Source organism: Microbaculum marinisediminis, from assembly GCF_025397915.1.
GTDB classification, from domain to species: Bacteria; Pseudomonadota; Alphaproteobacteria; order Rhizobiales; family Tepidamorphaceae; genus Microbaculum; species Microbaculum marinisediminis.
The window spans coordinates 25,040-39,289 of record NZ_JALIDZ010000015.1 but is presented as its reverse complement, the minus strand read 5'-3'; the positions used below and the strand labels follow the sequence as shown (position 1 = coordinate 39,289).

Annotated in this window: 13 protein-coding genes and 1 pseudogene; 8 read left to right on the top strand and 6 right to left on the bottom strand. The window is 68.1% G+C overall.

The annotated features are described in order from the left end of the window. Positions 1-3: 3 nt before the first annotated feature. The 4 genes from MUB46_RS23375 to MUB46_RS23360 form a co-directional block, all read right to left on the bottom strand. On the bottom strand, positions 4-1,062 hold the full coding sequence (locus MUB46_RS23375; RefSeq protein WP_261618388.1) for a 4-oxalomesaconate tautomerase: 1,059 nt from the start codon (positions 1,060-1,062) through the stop codon (positions 4-6). A gap of 8 nt (positions 1,063-1,070) precedes the next feature. Next, positions 1,071-1,745 carry a 4-carboxy-4-hydroxy-2-oxoadipate aldolase/oxaloacetate decarboxylase gene (locus MUB46_RS23370; RefSeq protein ID WP_261618387.1) on the bottom strand — a complete coding sequence of 225 codons (675 nt, stop codon included), beginning with the start codon at positions 1,743-1,745 and terminating at the stop codon, positions 1,071-1,073. Continuing rightward, positions 1,745-2,476, bottom strand: coding sequence for a PIG-L deacetylase family protein (locus tag MUB46_RS23365; RefSeq protein WP_261618386.1), 732 nt, complete (start codon positions 2,474-2,476; stop codon positions 1,745-1,747). The genes MUB46_RS23370 and MUB46_RS23365 overlap by 1 nt, the downstream gene beginning before the upstream one ends. Before the next feature lie 108 nt (positions 2,477-2,584). Next, positions 2,585-3,547, bottom strand: coding sequence for a catechol 2,3-dioxygenase (locus MUB46_RS23360; RefSeq protein ID WP_261618385.1), 963 nt, complete (start codon positions 3,545-3,547; stop codon positions 2,585-2,587). A 180-nt stretch (positions 3,548-3,727) separates the two neighbouring features. Between MUB46_RS23360 and MUB46_RS23355 the strand changes: the two genes are divergently transcribed. Next, a complete protein-coding gene (locus MUB46_RS23355; RefSeq protein WP_261618384.1) occupies positions 3,728-4,195 on the top strand; it encodes a MarR family winged helix-turn-helix transcriptional regulator in 468 nt (155 codons plus the stop codon). A gap of 37 nt (positions 4,196-4,232) precedes the next feature. On the opposite strand, the gene MUB46_RS23350 is transcribed toward MUB46_RS23355, so the two are convergent. Next, a complete protein-coding gene (locus MUB46_RS23350) occupies positions 4,233-5,408 on the bottom strand; it encodes a fumarylacetoacetate hydrolase family protein (protein ID WP_261618383.1) in 1,176 nt (391 codons plus the stop codon). A 190-nt stretch (positions 5,409-5,598) separates the two neighbouring features. On the opposite strand from MUB46_RS23350, the gene MUB46_RS23345 reads away from it, so the two are divergent. Beyond that, positions 5,599-6,942 (top strand): alpha/beta hydrolase, encoded by a 1,344-nt coding sequence (locus MUB46_RS23345; protein ID WP_261618382.1) that lies wholly within the window; start codon positions 5,599-5,601, stop codon positions 6,940-6,942. Between the two features lie 6 nt (positions 6,943-6,948). Here the strand turns inward: MUB46_RS23345 and MUB46_RS23340 are convergent, their stop codons facing one another. Then, positions 6,949-7,851 carry a helix-turn-helix transcriptional regulator gene (locus MUB46_RS23340; protein WP_261618381.1) on the bottom strand — a complete coding sequence of 301 codons (903 nt, stop codon included), beginning with the start codon at positions 7,849-7,851 and terminating at the stop codon, positions 6,949-6,951. Between the two features lie 254 nt (positions 7,852-8,105). Between MUB46_RS23340 and MUB46_RS23335 the strand changes: the two genes are divergently transcribed. The 6 genes and pseudogenes from MUB46_RS23335 to MUB46_RS23310 all read left to right on the top strand — a co-directional run. Then, complete coding sequence (locus tag MUB46_RS23335) at positions 8,106-9,557, top strand: aldehyde dehydrogenase (protein WP_261618380.1); 1,452 nt, start codon at positions 8,106-8,108, stop codon at positions 9,555-9,557. Positions 9,558-9,611: 54 nt separating this feature from the next. After that, entirely contained in the window at positions 9,612-10,811 is a 1,200-nt protein-coding gene (locus MUB46_RS23330) for an amino acid ABC transporter substrate-binding protein (RefSeq protein WP_261618379.1), read from the top strand. Positions 10,812-10,881: 70 nt separating this feature from the next. Further along, entirely contained in the window at positions 10,882-11,748 is an 867-nt protein-coding gene (locus tag MUB46_RS23325) for a branched-chain amino acid ABC transporter permease (protein WP_261618378.1), read from the top strand. Continuing rightward, complete coding sequence (locus tag MUB46_RS23320) at positions 11,745-12,713, top strand: branched-chain amino acid ABC transporter permease (protein ID WP_261618377.1); 969 nt, start codon at positions 11,745-11,747, stop codon at positions 12,711-12,713. The genes MUB46_RS23325 and MUB46_RS23320 overlap by 4 nt, the downstream gene beginning before the upstream one ends. After that, a complete protein-coding gene (locus MUB46_RS23315) occupies positions 12,710-13,486 on the top strand; it encodes an ABC transporter ATP-binding protein (protein WP_261618417.1) in 777 nt (258 codons plus the stop codon). Before MUB46_RS23320 ends, MUB46_RS23315 begins: the two co-directional genes overlap by 4 nt. Next, positions 13,479-14,183 (top strand): annotated as a pseudogene (locus MUB46_RS23310) (ABC transporter ATP-binding protein); the annotation flags it as partial. The gene MUB46_RS23315 and the pseudogene MUB46_RS23310, both read left to right, overlap by 8 nt. Positions 14,184-14,250: the final 67 nt, after the last annotated feature.

Here is a 14,250-nt window from a genome sequence, read left to right as displayed (position 1 = left end):
GGCCTAATCGGCGAACACCACCCCGTCGAACAGTTTGCGCGCGGTCCTGAGGATTGCCGCGCGCTGCACCGCGCCGGCATCGTCGAGCGTCACCACCACGGTCATCTCGCCGGTCGGATGCTCGATCGACAGCGTCTTCTCGCGGCCTTCGGGGATCGCGGCAAGCTCCGCTGCCGGACTTCCCGGCAGCAGGCAAGCGGTCGCCACGCTGACGGCGCCGAGCACGCCGATGGAGGAATGGCAGCGGTGGGGAATGAAGGTCCGCGTCGAGACCGCCCCGCCCGCCTTCGGCGGCGAGACCATCGTCAGCTTCGGTACCGACGTCTCGGCGACGTCGCCGAGAGCCATCATCGGCCCGGCCTTCAGGCGGATCGCCTCGAGCCGTGCCCGCAAGTCGGCGTTTTCTTCCAACCGCGCCGGCGTCTCCTGGCCGGTGATACCGAGGTCGCGGGCACGCATCACCACGGTCGGCATGCCGTTGTCGATCAGGGTCGCCGCGACGCCTTCGATCACATCGGCGGCATTGCCGGTCGGCAGCAGCGCACCGCAGGAGGAGCCGGCCGTATCCTCGAACGCGATGGGGATCGGCGCCGCCGTGCCGGGCACCCCGTCGATGCGGGCTCCGCCGTCGTAGCGCACATGGCCATCCGGCGTCTCGACGGTCGCGACCGCGACCTGGCCGGTGTTTTCCATGAAGATGCGCACGTCGGTCCGCGTTGTCTGCGCCGTCACCAGTCCCCGTTCGATGGCGAAGGGACCGACGGCGGCCAGGATATTGCCGCAGTTCTGCGCGTCCGTGACGATCGGCCGGTCGACGAAGACCTGCAGGAACAGATAGTCGACGTCGATGTCCGGTCGCTCGGACGGCTTCACCACCGCAACCTTGGACGTCAGTGGATCGGCGCCGCCCATCCCGTCGATCTGGCGGGCATCCGGCGAGCCCATGACACCCAACAGGAGGGCGTCCCGCTCGTCCGGGTCGGAAGGCAGGTCGGCGGCGAGGAAATACCCGCCCTTAGAGGTGCCGCCGCGCATCCACATGCAGCGGATGCCCTCAGACATGGGCCAGCTCAGACATATCTCAGGCCCTTGGCCTTCAGGCGATCGCGGAAGCCGTAGATGTCGAGGCCGAGCTCGCCCGCCATCAGGCGCTTGCGCGTCTCCGCCTCTTTCGCTTCGCGCGCCCGCGACCGGGCGACGGCGTCGGGCACCGCCTCGCGCGTCACGACGCAGACGCCGTCATCATCGGCGACGATCGCGTCGCCGGCATTGATCAGCGCCCCCGCGCAGACGACCGGCACGTTCACCGAGCCCAGCGTCTCCTTGACGGTGCCCTGCGCCGAAACCGCCTTAGACCAGACCGGAAAGCCGATCTCGGTGAGATCGCGCACGTCGCGGCAGCCCGCGTCTATAATCAGCCCCTGCACCCCGCGCGCCATCAGCGAACGGGCCAGCAATTCGCCGAAATAGCCGTTGTCGCAGGGGCTCGTCGGCGCGACGACGAGGATGTCTCCCGCCCGGCACTGCTCGACGGCGACATGAATCATCCAGTTGTCGCCGGGCGGGATCGACACGGTCACCGCGGAGCCGGCGATCCGCGCGCCGGCATAGATCGGCCGCATGTAGGACGCCAGCATGCCGGTCCGCCCGATCGCCTCGTGAACGGTGGCGACGCCGCAATCGGCGAGTTCGGCGAGCTGGGCCGTGTCGGCGCGCTCGATGGTCTGGACGACGATACCGGACATCACAGTTCATCCACGGTTCGCGGGAATATCGACTGGAAGGCTTCGGCGTATTTCGCCTCGCGCCCGCCCGACTGTCCGCCGGAATTGCGACGAAACTGGTTGGCGCGGTTCTGGGCCACGTTGGTGTAGTAGTCCCAGAGATGCTGCTGGCCTTCCATGCACTCGATGGCCCGGCGCTTCCGGTCCCAGACCGGAGTGATGTCGAGGATCGTGTCGGGCTTCCAGCCGCACTGCTCGGTCTGGTGCGGCTCGAACAGGTAGAGCTGCGGCGCGCCGAGGACCGTCTCGCCCGGATTGTGCCCCCAGGCCTGCGCGATCATCCGGCACTCCAGCGCCATCTTCGTCGCGTACGGGTGATCGGTGTTGTAGGGATCGTCCATGGAGTGCGACAGCATGAACGCCGGCTGCACCTTGCGGATGACGTCGACGAGCCGATACTTCGCCTCGCGGTCCATCTCCAGCGGATAGTCGCCGAGATCGAAGAACGCGATGTCATGGGCCTCCAGCGCCCGGGCGGCGGCTTCCGCCTCCTTGCGGCGCGCGGCCTTCACATGCTCCAGCGTCGCGCCGTCCTGCTTCCACAGCTTGGCGCTCTCGCCGCGCTCGCCGAATGACAGGCAGACGATGGTGACGTCGTAGCCGCGCTGCTGGTGCAGGGCGATCGCACCGCCGCAGCGCCAGACGAAATCGGCGGAATGGGCGGAAATGACGAGGGCGGTCTTGCTGGCCATCCATGGCTCCCGGTGTCGACTACGCCGATATCTTCGCTCGCACGATCAGTTTGCAAAAGACGGACACCTTTTCCCGCCTGACGATCAGGGCCATGTCCCGCGCCTGCCCTACTCGACCGATTCCGCCGGCGGTGTGCCGTGCGTGTGGAAGGACTCGATGGTCTTCAGGCCCCAGGCCTGGCCCTTCCTGCGTTCGGCTTCCGTCCACACAACCGGCTTCCAGTCGGGACGCAGGATCAGCCGCGCGCCGGCATTGGCGACCTCCACGCGATTGCCGGCGGGCTCGTAGACATAGAGGAAGAAGGTGCCCTGGATCGCGTGCTTGTGCGGGCCGGTCTCGATGAAGACGCCGTTTTCCAGGAAGATGTCGGCGGCCCGCAGCACGTCCTCGCGCTGGTCGACGGCATAGGTGATGTGATGGAAACGCGCCGGGATGCCGGTGTGATCCTCGGTGAAGGCCACGTCATAGGACTTGTTGTTGACGGTGAACCAGCAGCCGCCGAGCCGGCCGTTGTCGAGCTGGATCATTTCCGTGACCCGGCTGCCGAGCGACGTGACCATGAAGTCGCGGATCTTGGAGACGTCGGTCGCCAGAAGATTGAGGTGATCGAGCCGGCGCACGGCCACGCCACGTCCATGGTAGCGCTGGGCGATATTCTTCAGCGCCGGCTTCTCGGCCTCCGGCGGCAGGTAGTCGTTGGTATCGTAGTAGAGCTCGAAGACATGGCCGTCCGGATCGTTGAAGCGAAAGGCCCTGCCATGGCCGAGATCGCCGTCGATCCAGCCGATACCGCAGCCCATGTCCTCGATCACCTTGACGCGCCGCTCCAGCGCCTGCGGCGAGGACGTGCGGTAGGCCACGTGGCCCATGCCCGTGGCCTTCGAGGCGGTAAGCTTGAGCGTGTGGAACTCGTAGTCGTCCCAGGCGCGCAGATAGACGGAATCGCCGTCGCGGCCGCTTTCGGTCAGACCATAGACATTGACGAAGAAATCGAGGCTTTGCTCGGGCTTGTTCGTGAAGAGCTCGACATGGCCGAGATGGGCGACGTCGAAACAGGGTTCGGTTGCCATGGGCGTTCCCGTCGTCTGATCGTCTTCATTCGCGGTCGCAGTCGTCGCTGGCCATACCCGGCCGGACGAGCGCGCTAGTAGGATAACCCAACTATCGCAGTCGCGGGCCTCTCCGGGCAAGCAAATTTACAAAGCATACAATACACTTTGCAAAGCATGCGCCTTTGCTAAACTGCGCCGATGAAATTCGAACGCAGCGAATCCGCCGGCTATCTCGCCAACCTGATGGGGCGCCTGTTCACCAAGGCGCTCCAGAAGGCCGTCGAGCCCTATGGCCTCGCCCCGGCCCAGTTCACCACCATGGTGGAGATCTGGCGCGATCCCGGCGTCACCCAGCGCCTGCTGGTCGAGCGCCTCGGCGTCGAACAGGGGACCATGACGAACACCCTGTCGCGCATGGAGCGGGACGGCCTCATCCTCCGCCGCCCGCACGAGACGGACGGCCGCGCCCAGACGCTGCACCTGACGGACAAGGCGAAGGCCGTACTCGAGCCGGCGATCATGGGCGCCATCGACGCCAACGAGGCGGCACTGGGCTGCCTGTCGGCGGACGAGCGCGATCGGTTTCTCGCCATGATGATGCGGGTGATCGACGCCCTGCGCGACCACGTCGGTCAGGATACGGGCGCCCAGACCCGCGTACGGTGAAGCCGACTGCACCACGGTCGCCGCCGGGCAAACGGTCCTAGAGCAGCCCCCGCTTCGCCAGGTTGCGCATCAGCGCGGCCGTTCCGAATGTCCACGGCTCGGCGTCGGCGCAGTGCACCACCCGGTTCGACAGCCGCCCGAGCCGCGCCGCGCCGATCGTGACCACGTCGCCGATCTTGTGGGTGAAGCCCTGGCCAGGGTGGTCGCGGTCCTCGATCGGCGCGAACATGGTGCCGAGATAGAGCACGAAACCGTCCGGATACTGGTGGTTCTCGCCGACCGTCTGGCCGACGATATCGGCCGGGTCGCGGCTGATCCGGCCCATGTCGCTCATCCCCTCGAGCCGGAATCCGTCCTTGCCGACCACCTCCAGCGAAATAGTCGCCGAGCGAACGTCATCGAGGCCGAAGGAGGCGTCGAACAGGCGGATGAAGGGTCCGAGCGAGGCGCTGGCGTTGTTGTCCTTGGCCTTCGACAGCAGCAGCGCCGAGCGGCCCTCGAAATCGCGCAGGTTGACGTCGTTGCCGAGGCAGGCGCCGACGATCCTGCCCCGGCTGGAGACCGCCAGCACCACCTCCGGCTCGGGATTGTTCCAGGTGGAGCGCGGATGGATGCCGATCTCGGCCAGATGGCCGACCGCCGACATCGGCTGCGCCTTGGAAAAAACCTCGGCGTCCGGGCCGATTCCGACTTCCAGATACTGCGACCAGGCCTGTTTCTCGATCAGATAGGCCTTCAGCGCCATCGCCTGCTCGGAGCCTGGCTGCAGTGTCGACAGATCCTGGCCGATCGTCTCGGTGATCATGGCGCGGATCTCGGCGGCGCGTTCGGGCTTGCCGGCGGCCTGCTCCTCGATCACCCGTTCCAGCATGCTGACGGCGAAGGTGACGCCGGCCGCCTTCACCGCCTGCAGGTCGATCGGGGCGATCAGCCACGGCTTGGCGGGATCGCGTCGCTCGCGCGGCGCGTTGGCTAGCACGTCGGCTAGGTCGCCCACGCGTTCACCTTGGGTCGCCTTCGCGACCGCCGCCGGGTCGGCGTGCTCGCAGAGGTCGCGCATCGTCGCCACGGCCGCCGAAATATCCACGACCGTCCCGTCGCGAACCGCCACCACCGATGGTCCGCCGACATCGGGCCGCCAGACGCGCCCCACCAGCACGGCGCTGTCGGCATCATCCGGCAGGGCGAATATCGTTGACGTATCGAGGCTCATCGGTTTCTCCCCCCATTTGTCTTCTGGGACTACCGATAGCACCGGCGGCGCGGCGCGGCGAGCCGTCCCCGATCCGGCGCGGGCCGGTGACCATTCCGATTCGAGAATGGCGACAGCGGCGCCAAAACCCGATATAGAAGCTCGCGCGCCGACTAAATTAACCAGGCTCCGGCGGCGGGATCGCGTTTGCATGATTTTCGGTTCGAGTTCGCAGAAAGCACCGTTCGCACGGCCCCTCGGCCGCATCGCGGCGCTGCTGGCGCTGGCGGGGCTGGCCGCCGGCTGCTCGACGCGCGCGACCGGCGTTCTGGAGCCGTTTCCCGGGCCGGTCTACGGCACCGAGCAGGTCGAAATCCTGGTCGCCACCACCCGCAGCCCGGACGACACGCAACCCGCGCTGATGTTCTCCGGCGACCGCGGCAGCCGGATGGCCTATGCCGACCTCGCGATCTCGATCCCGCCCGAAGACAACCGCACGGTCGGCGAGGTTCAGTGGCCGCGACGTCTGCCGGGCGATCCGGAGCGCGATTTCGTCACGGTCAGGTCGGAATACATGGACCAGGACGCGGCGATCGCCCGATTCAAGGACAAGATCGCGCGAACGCCCGGCCGGCACGTTCTTGTCTTCGTCCACGGCTACAACAACCGTTTCGAGGACGCGGTCTACCGCTTCGCGCAGATCGTCCACGATTCCGACGCCGACGTGGTGCCGGTGCTGTTCACCTGGCCCTCGCGCGGCAACCTGCTCTCCTACACCTACGACCGGGAGAGCACGAACTATTCGCGCGACGCGCTGGAGGAGTTTCTGGCCCGGCTCGCCCGCGACAAGTCGGTGTCCGACATCTCGATCCTCGCCCATTCGATGGGCAACTGGCTGACGCTCGAATCCCTGCGCCAGATGGCGATCCGCAACGGCCACATCGCCACCAAGATCGGCGACGTCATGCTGGCCGCGCCGGACGTCGACGTCGACGTGTTCCGCACCCAGGTCGCCGCGTTCGGCGAGCCGCGCCCGCGCTTCACCCTGTTCGTCTCGCAGAAGGACCAGGCGCTGAAATTCTCGCGCCGCCTGTGGGGCAGCACCGACCGGCTCGGCGCCATCGATCCGAACGACCCGCGCTATCGCGACGAACTGGCCCGCGAACGCATCGCCGTCGTCGACCTCACCAACGAGAAAACCAGCGACCGGATGAACCACGCGACCTTCGCCGAGAGCCCGCAGGCGGTGCATCTGATCGGCCGGCAGCTCGCCGCCGGGCAGGATCTCAACACCTACGAGCCCGGAGTTGGCGACCACATCGGGCAGTTCGCGACGACGACCGGCGCAAACATCGGCGCCGCCGCCGGCCTGCTGGTCACCGCCCCCGTCGCCGTCTTCGACCAGAGAACGCGGGAAACCTACGACGACCGCGTCAACCATTTCGGCCAGTCCGTCAGCGACAGCCTGCAGATAGACGGCGACGCGGCCGATGTCGCCGGTACGCCCGACAAAACGACCGGCGACGCCGAGCAGGCGACGATCTCGGGCCGGTAGCGCCCGCTACGGCCAGTCGGCGAAGCTCGCCGGCGATCCGGCGATCGTCTCCGGATCGGACGAAGCCATCATCCTGCGGTATTGGCCGGGCGTCAGGCCAGTGGTGCGCTTGAAGAAGTGCGAGAAGTGCGCCGGATCGCGAAACCCGAGCGAATGGCTGAGCTGCTCGATGGTCAGCGTCGAGCGCTCGAGCCGCAGGCCCGCCTCGCGCGCCAGCCGCTCCGCGATCAGCGCCTTCGGCCCCTTGCCGAGCGACGCGGTGCACATGGCGTGCAGCCGGTCGCGCGAGATGCCCAGCGTCCCGGCATAGCGGGCGACGGCCCAGTGGTCGCGGAAGTGCATCTCGACGAGCTGCCGGAACCGCTGCAGCACCTGCGATTTCTCCCCGCGCCCACGCATCGCCGGCTCCTCGACCCCGGAAATCCGCAACATCGAGACCAGCACGATCCGCACATGGGCCGCGATCAGCATCGGCGACCCGCTCTGCGGCTGGCGCAGCTCGCGCAGGATCGCCTCGAAGGCACGCACGATATCGGCGGAGAGCACGCGCTGGCCGGCCAGCGAAAGCTGGAAGGTGCGGTCGACCATGTAGCGCAGGCTGACCGACTCCGGTTCGTCGCCGATCGCATCGACCAGCACCGCGTTGCCGATGCCACCCAGGAAGCCGGTGGCGCCGGCCCCGGTCCGCAGCCGCACCGGCCGGGCGCTGCCGAGCCACAGGATCGCGGGCGCGGAGACCGGATAGGCGATGCCGTCCGTCTCGGCCTCCCCCTCGCCGTCGGCCAGCAGGATGATCTGCCGGGCCGCCGCCGCGGCCTCGCGGTTCAGCGACCAGTGCCGCGCCTGCAGGCCGCTTTCGATGCGTTCGGCCCGGATCGGGACGGAGGCTGATGCGGCTTGCAGCGCCATGCTCGGCTCATTTTGCAAGTTTAGGAGTGTTTTTTATAGATCTGCCCGGCGCAAATAGCCAGATATTCGCAAGAGAAACCGACATATCTGCATTTTAAACCAGCTAATGCCTTCTATGGTTGAAGACTAGGCGACACCGGCACAAGCGGCCCGAGACCGCACTGCTGAAAAGATCACTAACAACGCCTGCCCCGGCCAATACGACGACATGACCGCGACGGCCGGGACCGGGTGACCGGGAGGACAGACGGGAGATGCTCGACGCAGCACTCCTCATCCGCAACGAAAGCGTCGCGGCCTCGGACGCCGCGACCTTCGAACGCGTCAATCCGATCACCGGCGCGGTCGCGACCCGCGCCGCCGCCGCCAGCGTCGAGGACGCCGTCCACGCCGCCAATGTCGCGGCCTCCGCCTTTCCCGTCTGGTCCGGCCTCGGCCCGAACGCGCGCCGCGAGACGCTGAACCGCGTCGCCGACCTGATCCTCACCCGCATCGACGATTTCGCCGGGGCGATGACGGCCGAGACCGGCGCGACGCGCGGCTGGGGCGAATACAACTGCCGCCTGGCGGCGTCGATCGTGCGCGAAGCCGCCGCCATGACCACCCAGCTCGCCGGCGAGGTGATCCCCGCCGACAAATCCGGCTCGTTCTCCATGGCGGTTCGCCAGCCCTGTGGCGTCGTGCTGTCGCTGGCGCCCTGGAACGCGCCGATCGTGCTCGGCGTGCGCGCCGCCGCCTGGCCGCTGGCCTGCGGCAACACCGTCATTCTCAAGGCCTCGGAGCTGTGCCCGCGCACCCACGGCCTGATCGGCGAGGTGTTCCAGGAGGCGGGCCTGCCGGCCGGCGCCCTCAACGTCGTCAGCAACGCGCCCGACGACGCCGACCGCATCGTCGAGGCACTCATCGCCCATCCCGCCGTCCGCCGCGTCAATTTCACCGGCTCGACCCGCGTCGGCCGCATCATCGCCGAGACCTGCGCCCGCCACCTGAAACGCTGCCTGCTGGAGCTTTCCGGCAAGGCGCCGCTGATCGTTCTCGACGACGCCGATCTCGACGAGGCCGTCGACGCCGCCGTGTTCGGCGCGTTCTTCCACCAGGGCCAGATCTGCATGTCGACGGAGCGCATCATCGTCGACGAGACGGTCGCCGAGGCGTTCCTGACCCGTTTCAAGGCGCGCGCCCTGGCCATCCGCGCCGGCGATCCGTCCGATCCCGCCTGCCAGCTCGGTTCGATGATCACCGAACAGGCCGCGATCCGCGTCAAGGGGCTGATCGACGACGCGGTGCGCAAGGGCGCCCGGCTGGTCGCCGGCGGCAGCCAGCACGGCGTCTTCGTCGATCCGACGATCCTCGCCGACGTGATCCCGACCATGCGCATCTACTACGAGGAATCCTTCGGCCCCGTCGCCTCGGTCATCCGCGTCGCCGACGCGGCGGAGGCCGTCTCCGTCGCCAACGACACCGAATACGGGCTCGCCGCCGCCGTCTTCGGCCGCGACATCGCCCGCGCGCTCAAGGTGGCGCAGGCGATCGAGTCCGGCATCTGCCACATCAACGCGCCGACCATCCACGACGAGGCGCAGATGCCGTTCGGCGGCATCAAGGCGTCCGGCTACGGCCGCTTCGGCGGCAAGGCCGGCATCGACGAGTTCACGGAACTGCGCTGGATCACCATCCAGACCGAACCGCAGCACTACCCGATCTGAACGGTCGGATCGGGCAACGAGAACGGAAAACCGCTTACGACCAGGGAGGACACCATGAAACGCAGAGACATCCTCAAGATCGGCGCCGCCGCGCTGGTGGCCGGCAGCCTGACGGCGGGGACCGCCGCCGCCCAGGACACCATCAAGATCGGCGCCAGCGCCCCCAAGACCGGCCCGCTGGCCGGCGGCGCCGCGGTCACCCATTGGCCGGCGCTTCAGCTCTGGGTGCACAACGTCAACGAAAAGGGCGGCATAAAGGTCGGCGACAAGCAGATGAAGGTCGAGCTGATCGAGTATGACGACCGCACCTCGGGGGAGGAGGCGGTGAAGAACATCCAGCGCCTCGCCACCGTCGACAAGGCCGACTTCATCGTCGCGCCCTACGGCACCGGCCTGAACCTCGCCACCGCGCCGCTGTTCGCCAAGTACGGCTACCCGCAGATCGCCGTCACCGCGGTGTCCGACAAGGTCGACGAGTCGGCCGCGCGCTGGCCGAACTCGTTCTGGACGCTGGGCACCTCGACGGCCTTCGCCGAGTCGGTCGCCGACGTCCTGACCACGCTCAAGGACGCCGGCGCCATCGGCAACAAGGTCGCCGTGGTCAACGTTGCCGACGCCTTCGGCATCGAGCTCGCCAATGCCGGCAAGCCAGCGCTGGAGAAGGCCGGTTTCGAGATCGTCTACGACTCCTCATATCCGCTCGGCACCCAGGATCTCGCCCCGGTCATCAGCGAGGCCAAGAACGCCGATCCGGACGCCTTCATCGCCTTCTCCTATCCGCCCGACACCTTCGGCCTGACGGACCAGGCCAAGATCGCCGGCCTCGACGTCGGCGCCTTCTATGTCGGCGTCGCCACCGCCTTCCCGGCCTATGTCGGCAAGTTCGGCGCCTCGGCCGAGGGCGTTCTCGGCGCCGGCGGCGTCAATCCCGACACCGAGGCGATGCAGGCCTGGTACAAGCAGCACCAGGAGGTCACGGGCGTCGGCGCGGACTACTGGGCGAGCCCGGTGATGTATTCGAGCCTGCAGGTCCTCGAGCAGGCCATCGAGCGGGCAGGAACGCTGGACAAGGCCAAGGTCATCGAGCAGCTCACCAACGGCTCGTTCGACACGATCATGGGCGGCATGACCTTCGACGGCAACGTCAACCGGACGTTCTGGACCGTCGGCCAGTGGAAGGACGGCCAGTTCCACGGCGTCGCCTCGACCGGCCTCGACGGCGCGGTCGCGCCGGTGGCCAAGACGGGCTGGTAAGCGCCTTTAACACTCCCTCATCCGGCGCGGGGTATACTCCGCGCCGGGTGTCCGGAACCGGAAAGGCCCGATGGAAATCGTTGTAACCGGCGTACTCCTGAGCGGGACCTACGCGCTCATCGCCCTGGGGCTGACGCTCCAGTACGGCGTCGCGCGCATCATGAACCTGGCCACCGGCGAGACGCTGGTCGCCGCCTGCTTCGGCGCGTTCTGGTTCTTCTCCGTCCTGCACATCAATCCGATCGCGAGCCTCGGCTTCGTCGCCCCCGCCGCGTTCGTGATCAACTGGTTCGTCTATGCGCTGCTGCTGCGCCCGCTGGTGACGCGCGCCAGCAACCGCGGCCAGCTCGAGGTCGACTCGATCCTGGCCACCTTCGGCCTGATGTTCCTGTTCCAGGGCCTGATGCTGCTCGGCTTCGGCGGCGAATACTTCAGCTACGCCTTCCTCGCCGAGCCCTTCGACATCTTCGGCAGCCCCTTCGGGCTCAACCGCGTCGTCGCCTTCCTCGCCGCCGTGATCATCGCCGGCGCCCTCTACCTGTTCCTGTACCACACCCGCTACGGCACCGCCGTGCGCGCCGTCGCCGTCGATCCGGTCTCCGCCGGCCTCGTCGCCATCGACGTCGCCCGGGCCTCGGCCTTCGCCTTCGCGCTCGGCGGCGCGCTGACCGCGGCGGCCGGCGGGCTGTTGTCGACCTTCTACACGTTCAACGCCTCGATGGGCGTCGTCTTCACCATGAAGGCGCTGATCATCGTCATCATGGGCGGGGTCGGCGACGTGCGCGGCGCGGTGCTCGCCGCCCTGATCCTCGGCGTCGCCGAGACGACGGTGGCGAGCCTGATCGACCCCGGCCTGACGCTGGCGGCGACCTACTTCCTGTTCGTCCTGACCCTGCTGTTCCGGCCGCAGGGCATCTTCGGGAGGAAGCAGGCATGAACCGGCCGGAACCGCACGAGATCGGCGTCGGGCTGCTGGCCGCGCTGGCATTCGCCGGCATCGCCTGCCTGCCCCTGTTCGACGACGGCTACTACCTGTCGCTCGGCGTCAACATCGTCATGTACGCGGCCCTGTGCACCGCCTGGACGCTGTTTTCGGGACCGACCCACTACATCTCGCTCGCCACCGCCGCCTTCTTCGGCATCGGCACCTACACGGTCGGCATCGGCATCGACACCCTGCCGTTCTGGCTGCTGGTGGCGATCGCCGCCGTCCTGTCCGGTTTCGTCGCCGCGCTCGTCGGGCTGGCGACGCTCAGGCTGTCGGGCGTATATTTCGTCATCTTCACCCTCGGGCTGGCCGAACTGATCCGCCAGATCGTCACCTGGGTACAGACCAACTTCACCACCGGCATCGGCCTCTACGTCTTCACCGACTTCACCGAGACTCACATCTTCTGGATGCTGCTGGCGCTGACCGCCGCGATCTTCCTGACCGGCTGGGCGATCAACCGCTCCCGCCTCGGCTTCGCCATGCGCATCATCGGCAACGACGAGACGGTCGCGGCCCATGTCGGCATCGACACCGCGCGGGCGAAAGTGCTGCTGTTCGTCGTCTCCGGCGCCTTCATCGGCGTCGTCGGCGCGATCCTCGCCCCGCGCTTCGCCTATATCGAGCCGCCGTCGGCCTTCAACCCGATGATCTCCTTCCAGGTGGTGATCATGGCGCTGCTCGGTGGCACCAGGCGGCTGTGGGGCCCGCTCGTCGGCGTCATCCCCTTCACCATCGTCTTCGACGCGGTCTCGGCGCAGTTTCCCAACCACACGTCGATCCTGATGGGCCTCGCCTTCCTGGCGGTCGTCTACCTGATCCCCAACGGCATCACCGGCTGGATCGAAACCGCCTACGCCCGGCTCAGGGGCGGCGCGGCGCAGCCGGCCGGAAAGACGCGGTGGATCGCATGACGCCCGCGCTCGCCCCGAACGCCAGCCCGAACGCCGGCCCGCGGCCCAGGCCTCTGCTCGCCATCGACGGCGCCCGCAAGGCGTTCGGCGGCCTCGTCGCCGTCAACGACGTCAGCTTCGACGTCATGCCCTGCGAGCTGCTCGGCCTGATCGGGCCGAACGGCTCCGGCAAGACCACCATGCTGAACCTGATTTCCGGCGCGCTGAAGCCCACCGCCGGCGCGATCACGCTCGACGGCAAACGCATCTCCGGCCTGCCCGCCCACGCCATCGCCCGGGCCGGCGTCGCCCGCACCTTCCAGCTCGTCCGCGTCCTGCCCTCGCTCAGCGTCGAGGACAACGTCATCGCCGGCGCGGTGTTCGGCCACCGCCAGTCCTGGGGCGGAGAGGTTCGCGACCGCGCCCGCCACCTGCTCGACCGGGTCGGTCTTGCCGGACGCGGCGACACGCCGACGACGGCGCTGACCTATATCGACCAGAAGCGGCTCGAGCTCGCCCGCGCGCTCGCCGGCGACCCGCGCGTGCTGCTGCTCGACGAATGGCTCGCCGGCCTCAACCCGAGCGAGCTGAAGATCGGCATCGAGCTGGTCGCCGCGCTGCGCGAGGAAGGGCGCACCATCGTCATGGTGGAGCACGTGATGGACGCGATCCGCTCGCTCTGCGACCGCTGCGTCGTCATGAACACCGGCAGGACAATCGCCGACGGCAGCGTCGAGGACGTTCTGTCGGATCCGGAGGTCGTCCGCGCCTATCTGGGGGAGTCCGATGCTTGAGACCAAGGCCCTGTCCGTCTTCTACGGCCGCCACAAGGCGCTCGAGAACGTCTCGGTGCATGTGCGCAAAGGCGAGATCTGCGTCGTGCTGGGCGCCAACGGCGCCGGCAAGTCGACGCTGTTGAAGGCGATCGCGGGCATGGTCGTTCCCGCGCCCGGCTCGGCCGTCGCGATGGACGACCGGCCGATCGCCGGACTGAGCCCCGCCGAGATCGTCGAGCGCGGCATCGCGCTGGTGCCCGAGGGCCGCGGCATCTTCGGTGATCTGACCGTCCTGGAGAACCTAACGCTGGGCGCCTACGCCCGCCGCGCCCGCGCCGGGGAAAGCGCCAATCTCCGCCGCGTCTTCGCGCTGTTTCCCCGCCTCGCCGAGCGCCGCGGCCAGATCGCCCGCACCATGTCCGGCGGCGAGCAGCAGATGGTGGCCATCGGCCGCGCGCTGATGAGCCGTCCCGACATCCTGATGCTGGACGAGCCCTCGCTCGGCCTGTCGCCGCTTCTGTGCACGGAGCTGTTCAGGACGCTCAAGGCCATCGGCGAGACCGGCGTCGGCATCCTGCTGGTCGAGCAGAACGCCAGGCAGAGCCTCGCCATCGCCGACCGCGGCTACCTTCTGGAAAACGGCCACATCGTCGGCGAGAACGCCGCCGCCGCGCTCGCCGGCGATCCCGCCGTGCGCCGCGCCTATCTGGGCGGGGCGGCGGAAACCGAACCGGCAGTGCAACCACGCGGAGAACCCGTCGCCATCGACCCTGCAGCGACGG

What these genes read in the sequence shown, in the direction of transcription:
- MUB46_RS23375 (WP_261618388.1), bottom strand. Translation starts at nt 1,062, where the DNA reads ATGTCTGAGGGCATCCGCTGCATGTGGATGCGCGGCGGCACCTCTAAG.
- MUB46_RS23370 (WP_261618387.1), bottom strand. Translation starts at nt 1,745, where the DNA reads ATGTCCGGTATCGTCGTCCAGACCATCGAGCGCGCCGACACGGCCCAG.
- MUB46_RS23365 (WP_261618386.1), bottom strand. Translation starts at nt 2,476, where the DNA reads ATGGCCAGCAAGACCGCCCTCGTCATTTCCGCCCATTCCGCCGATTTC.
- MUB46_RS23360 (WP_261618385.1), bottom strand. Translation starts at nt 3,547, where the DNA reads ATGGCAACCGAACCCTGTTTCGACGTCGCCCATCTCGGCCATGTCGAG.
- MUB46_RS23355 (WP_261618384.1), top strand. Translation starts at nt 3,728, where the DNA reads ATGAAATTCGAACGCAGCGAATCCGCCGGCTATCTCGCCAACCTGATG.
- MUB46_RS23350 (WP_261618383.1), bottom strand. Translation starts at nt 5,408, where the DNA reads ATGAGCCTCGATACGTCAACGATATTCGCCCTGCCGGATGATGCCGAC.
- MUB46_RS23345 (WP_261618382.1), top strand. Translation starts at nt 5,599, where the DNA reads ATGATTTTCGGTTCGAGTTCGCAGAAAGCACCGTTCGCACGGCCCCTC.
- MUB46_RS23340 (WP_261618381.1), bottom strand. Translation starts at nt 7,851, where the DNA reads ATGGCGCTGCAAGCCGCATCAGCCTCCGTCCCGATCCGGGCCGAACGC.
- MUB46_RS23335 (WP_261618380.1), top strand. Translation starts at nt 8,106, where the DNA reads ATGCTCGACGCAGCACTCCTCATCCGCAACGAAAGCGTCGCGGCCTCG.
- MUB46_RS23330 (WP_261618379.1), top strand. Translation starts at nt 9,612, where the DNA reads ATGAAACGCAGAGACATCCTCAAGATCGGCGCCGCCGCGCTGGTGGCC.
- MUB46_RS23325 (WP_261618378.1), top strand. Translation starts at nt 10,882, where the DNA reads ATGGAAATCGTTGTAACCGGCGTACTCCTGAGCGGGACCTACGCGCTC.
- MUB46_RS23320 (WP_261618377.1), top strand. Translation starts at nt 11,745, where the DNA reads ATGAACCGGCCGGAACCGCACGAGATCGGCGTCGGGCTGCTGGCCGCG.
- MUB46_RS23315 (WP_261618417.1), top strand. Translation starts at nt 12,710, where the DNA reads ATGACGCCCGCGCTCGCCCCGAACGCCAGCCCGAACGCCGGCCCGCGG.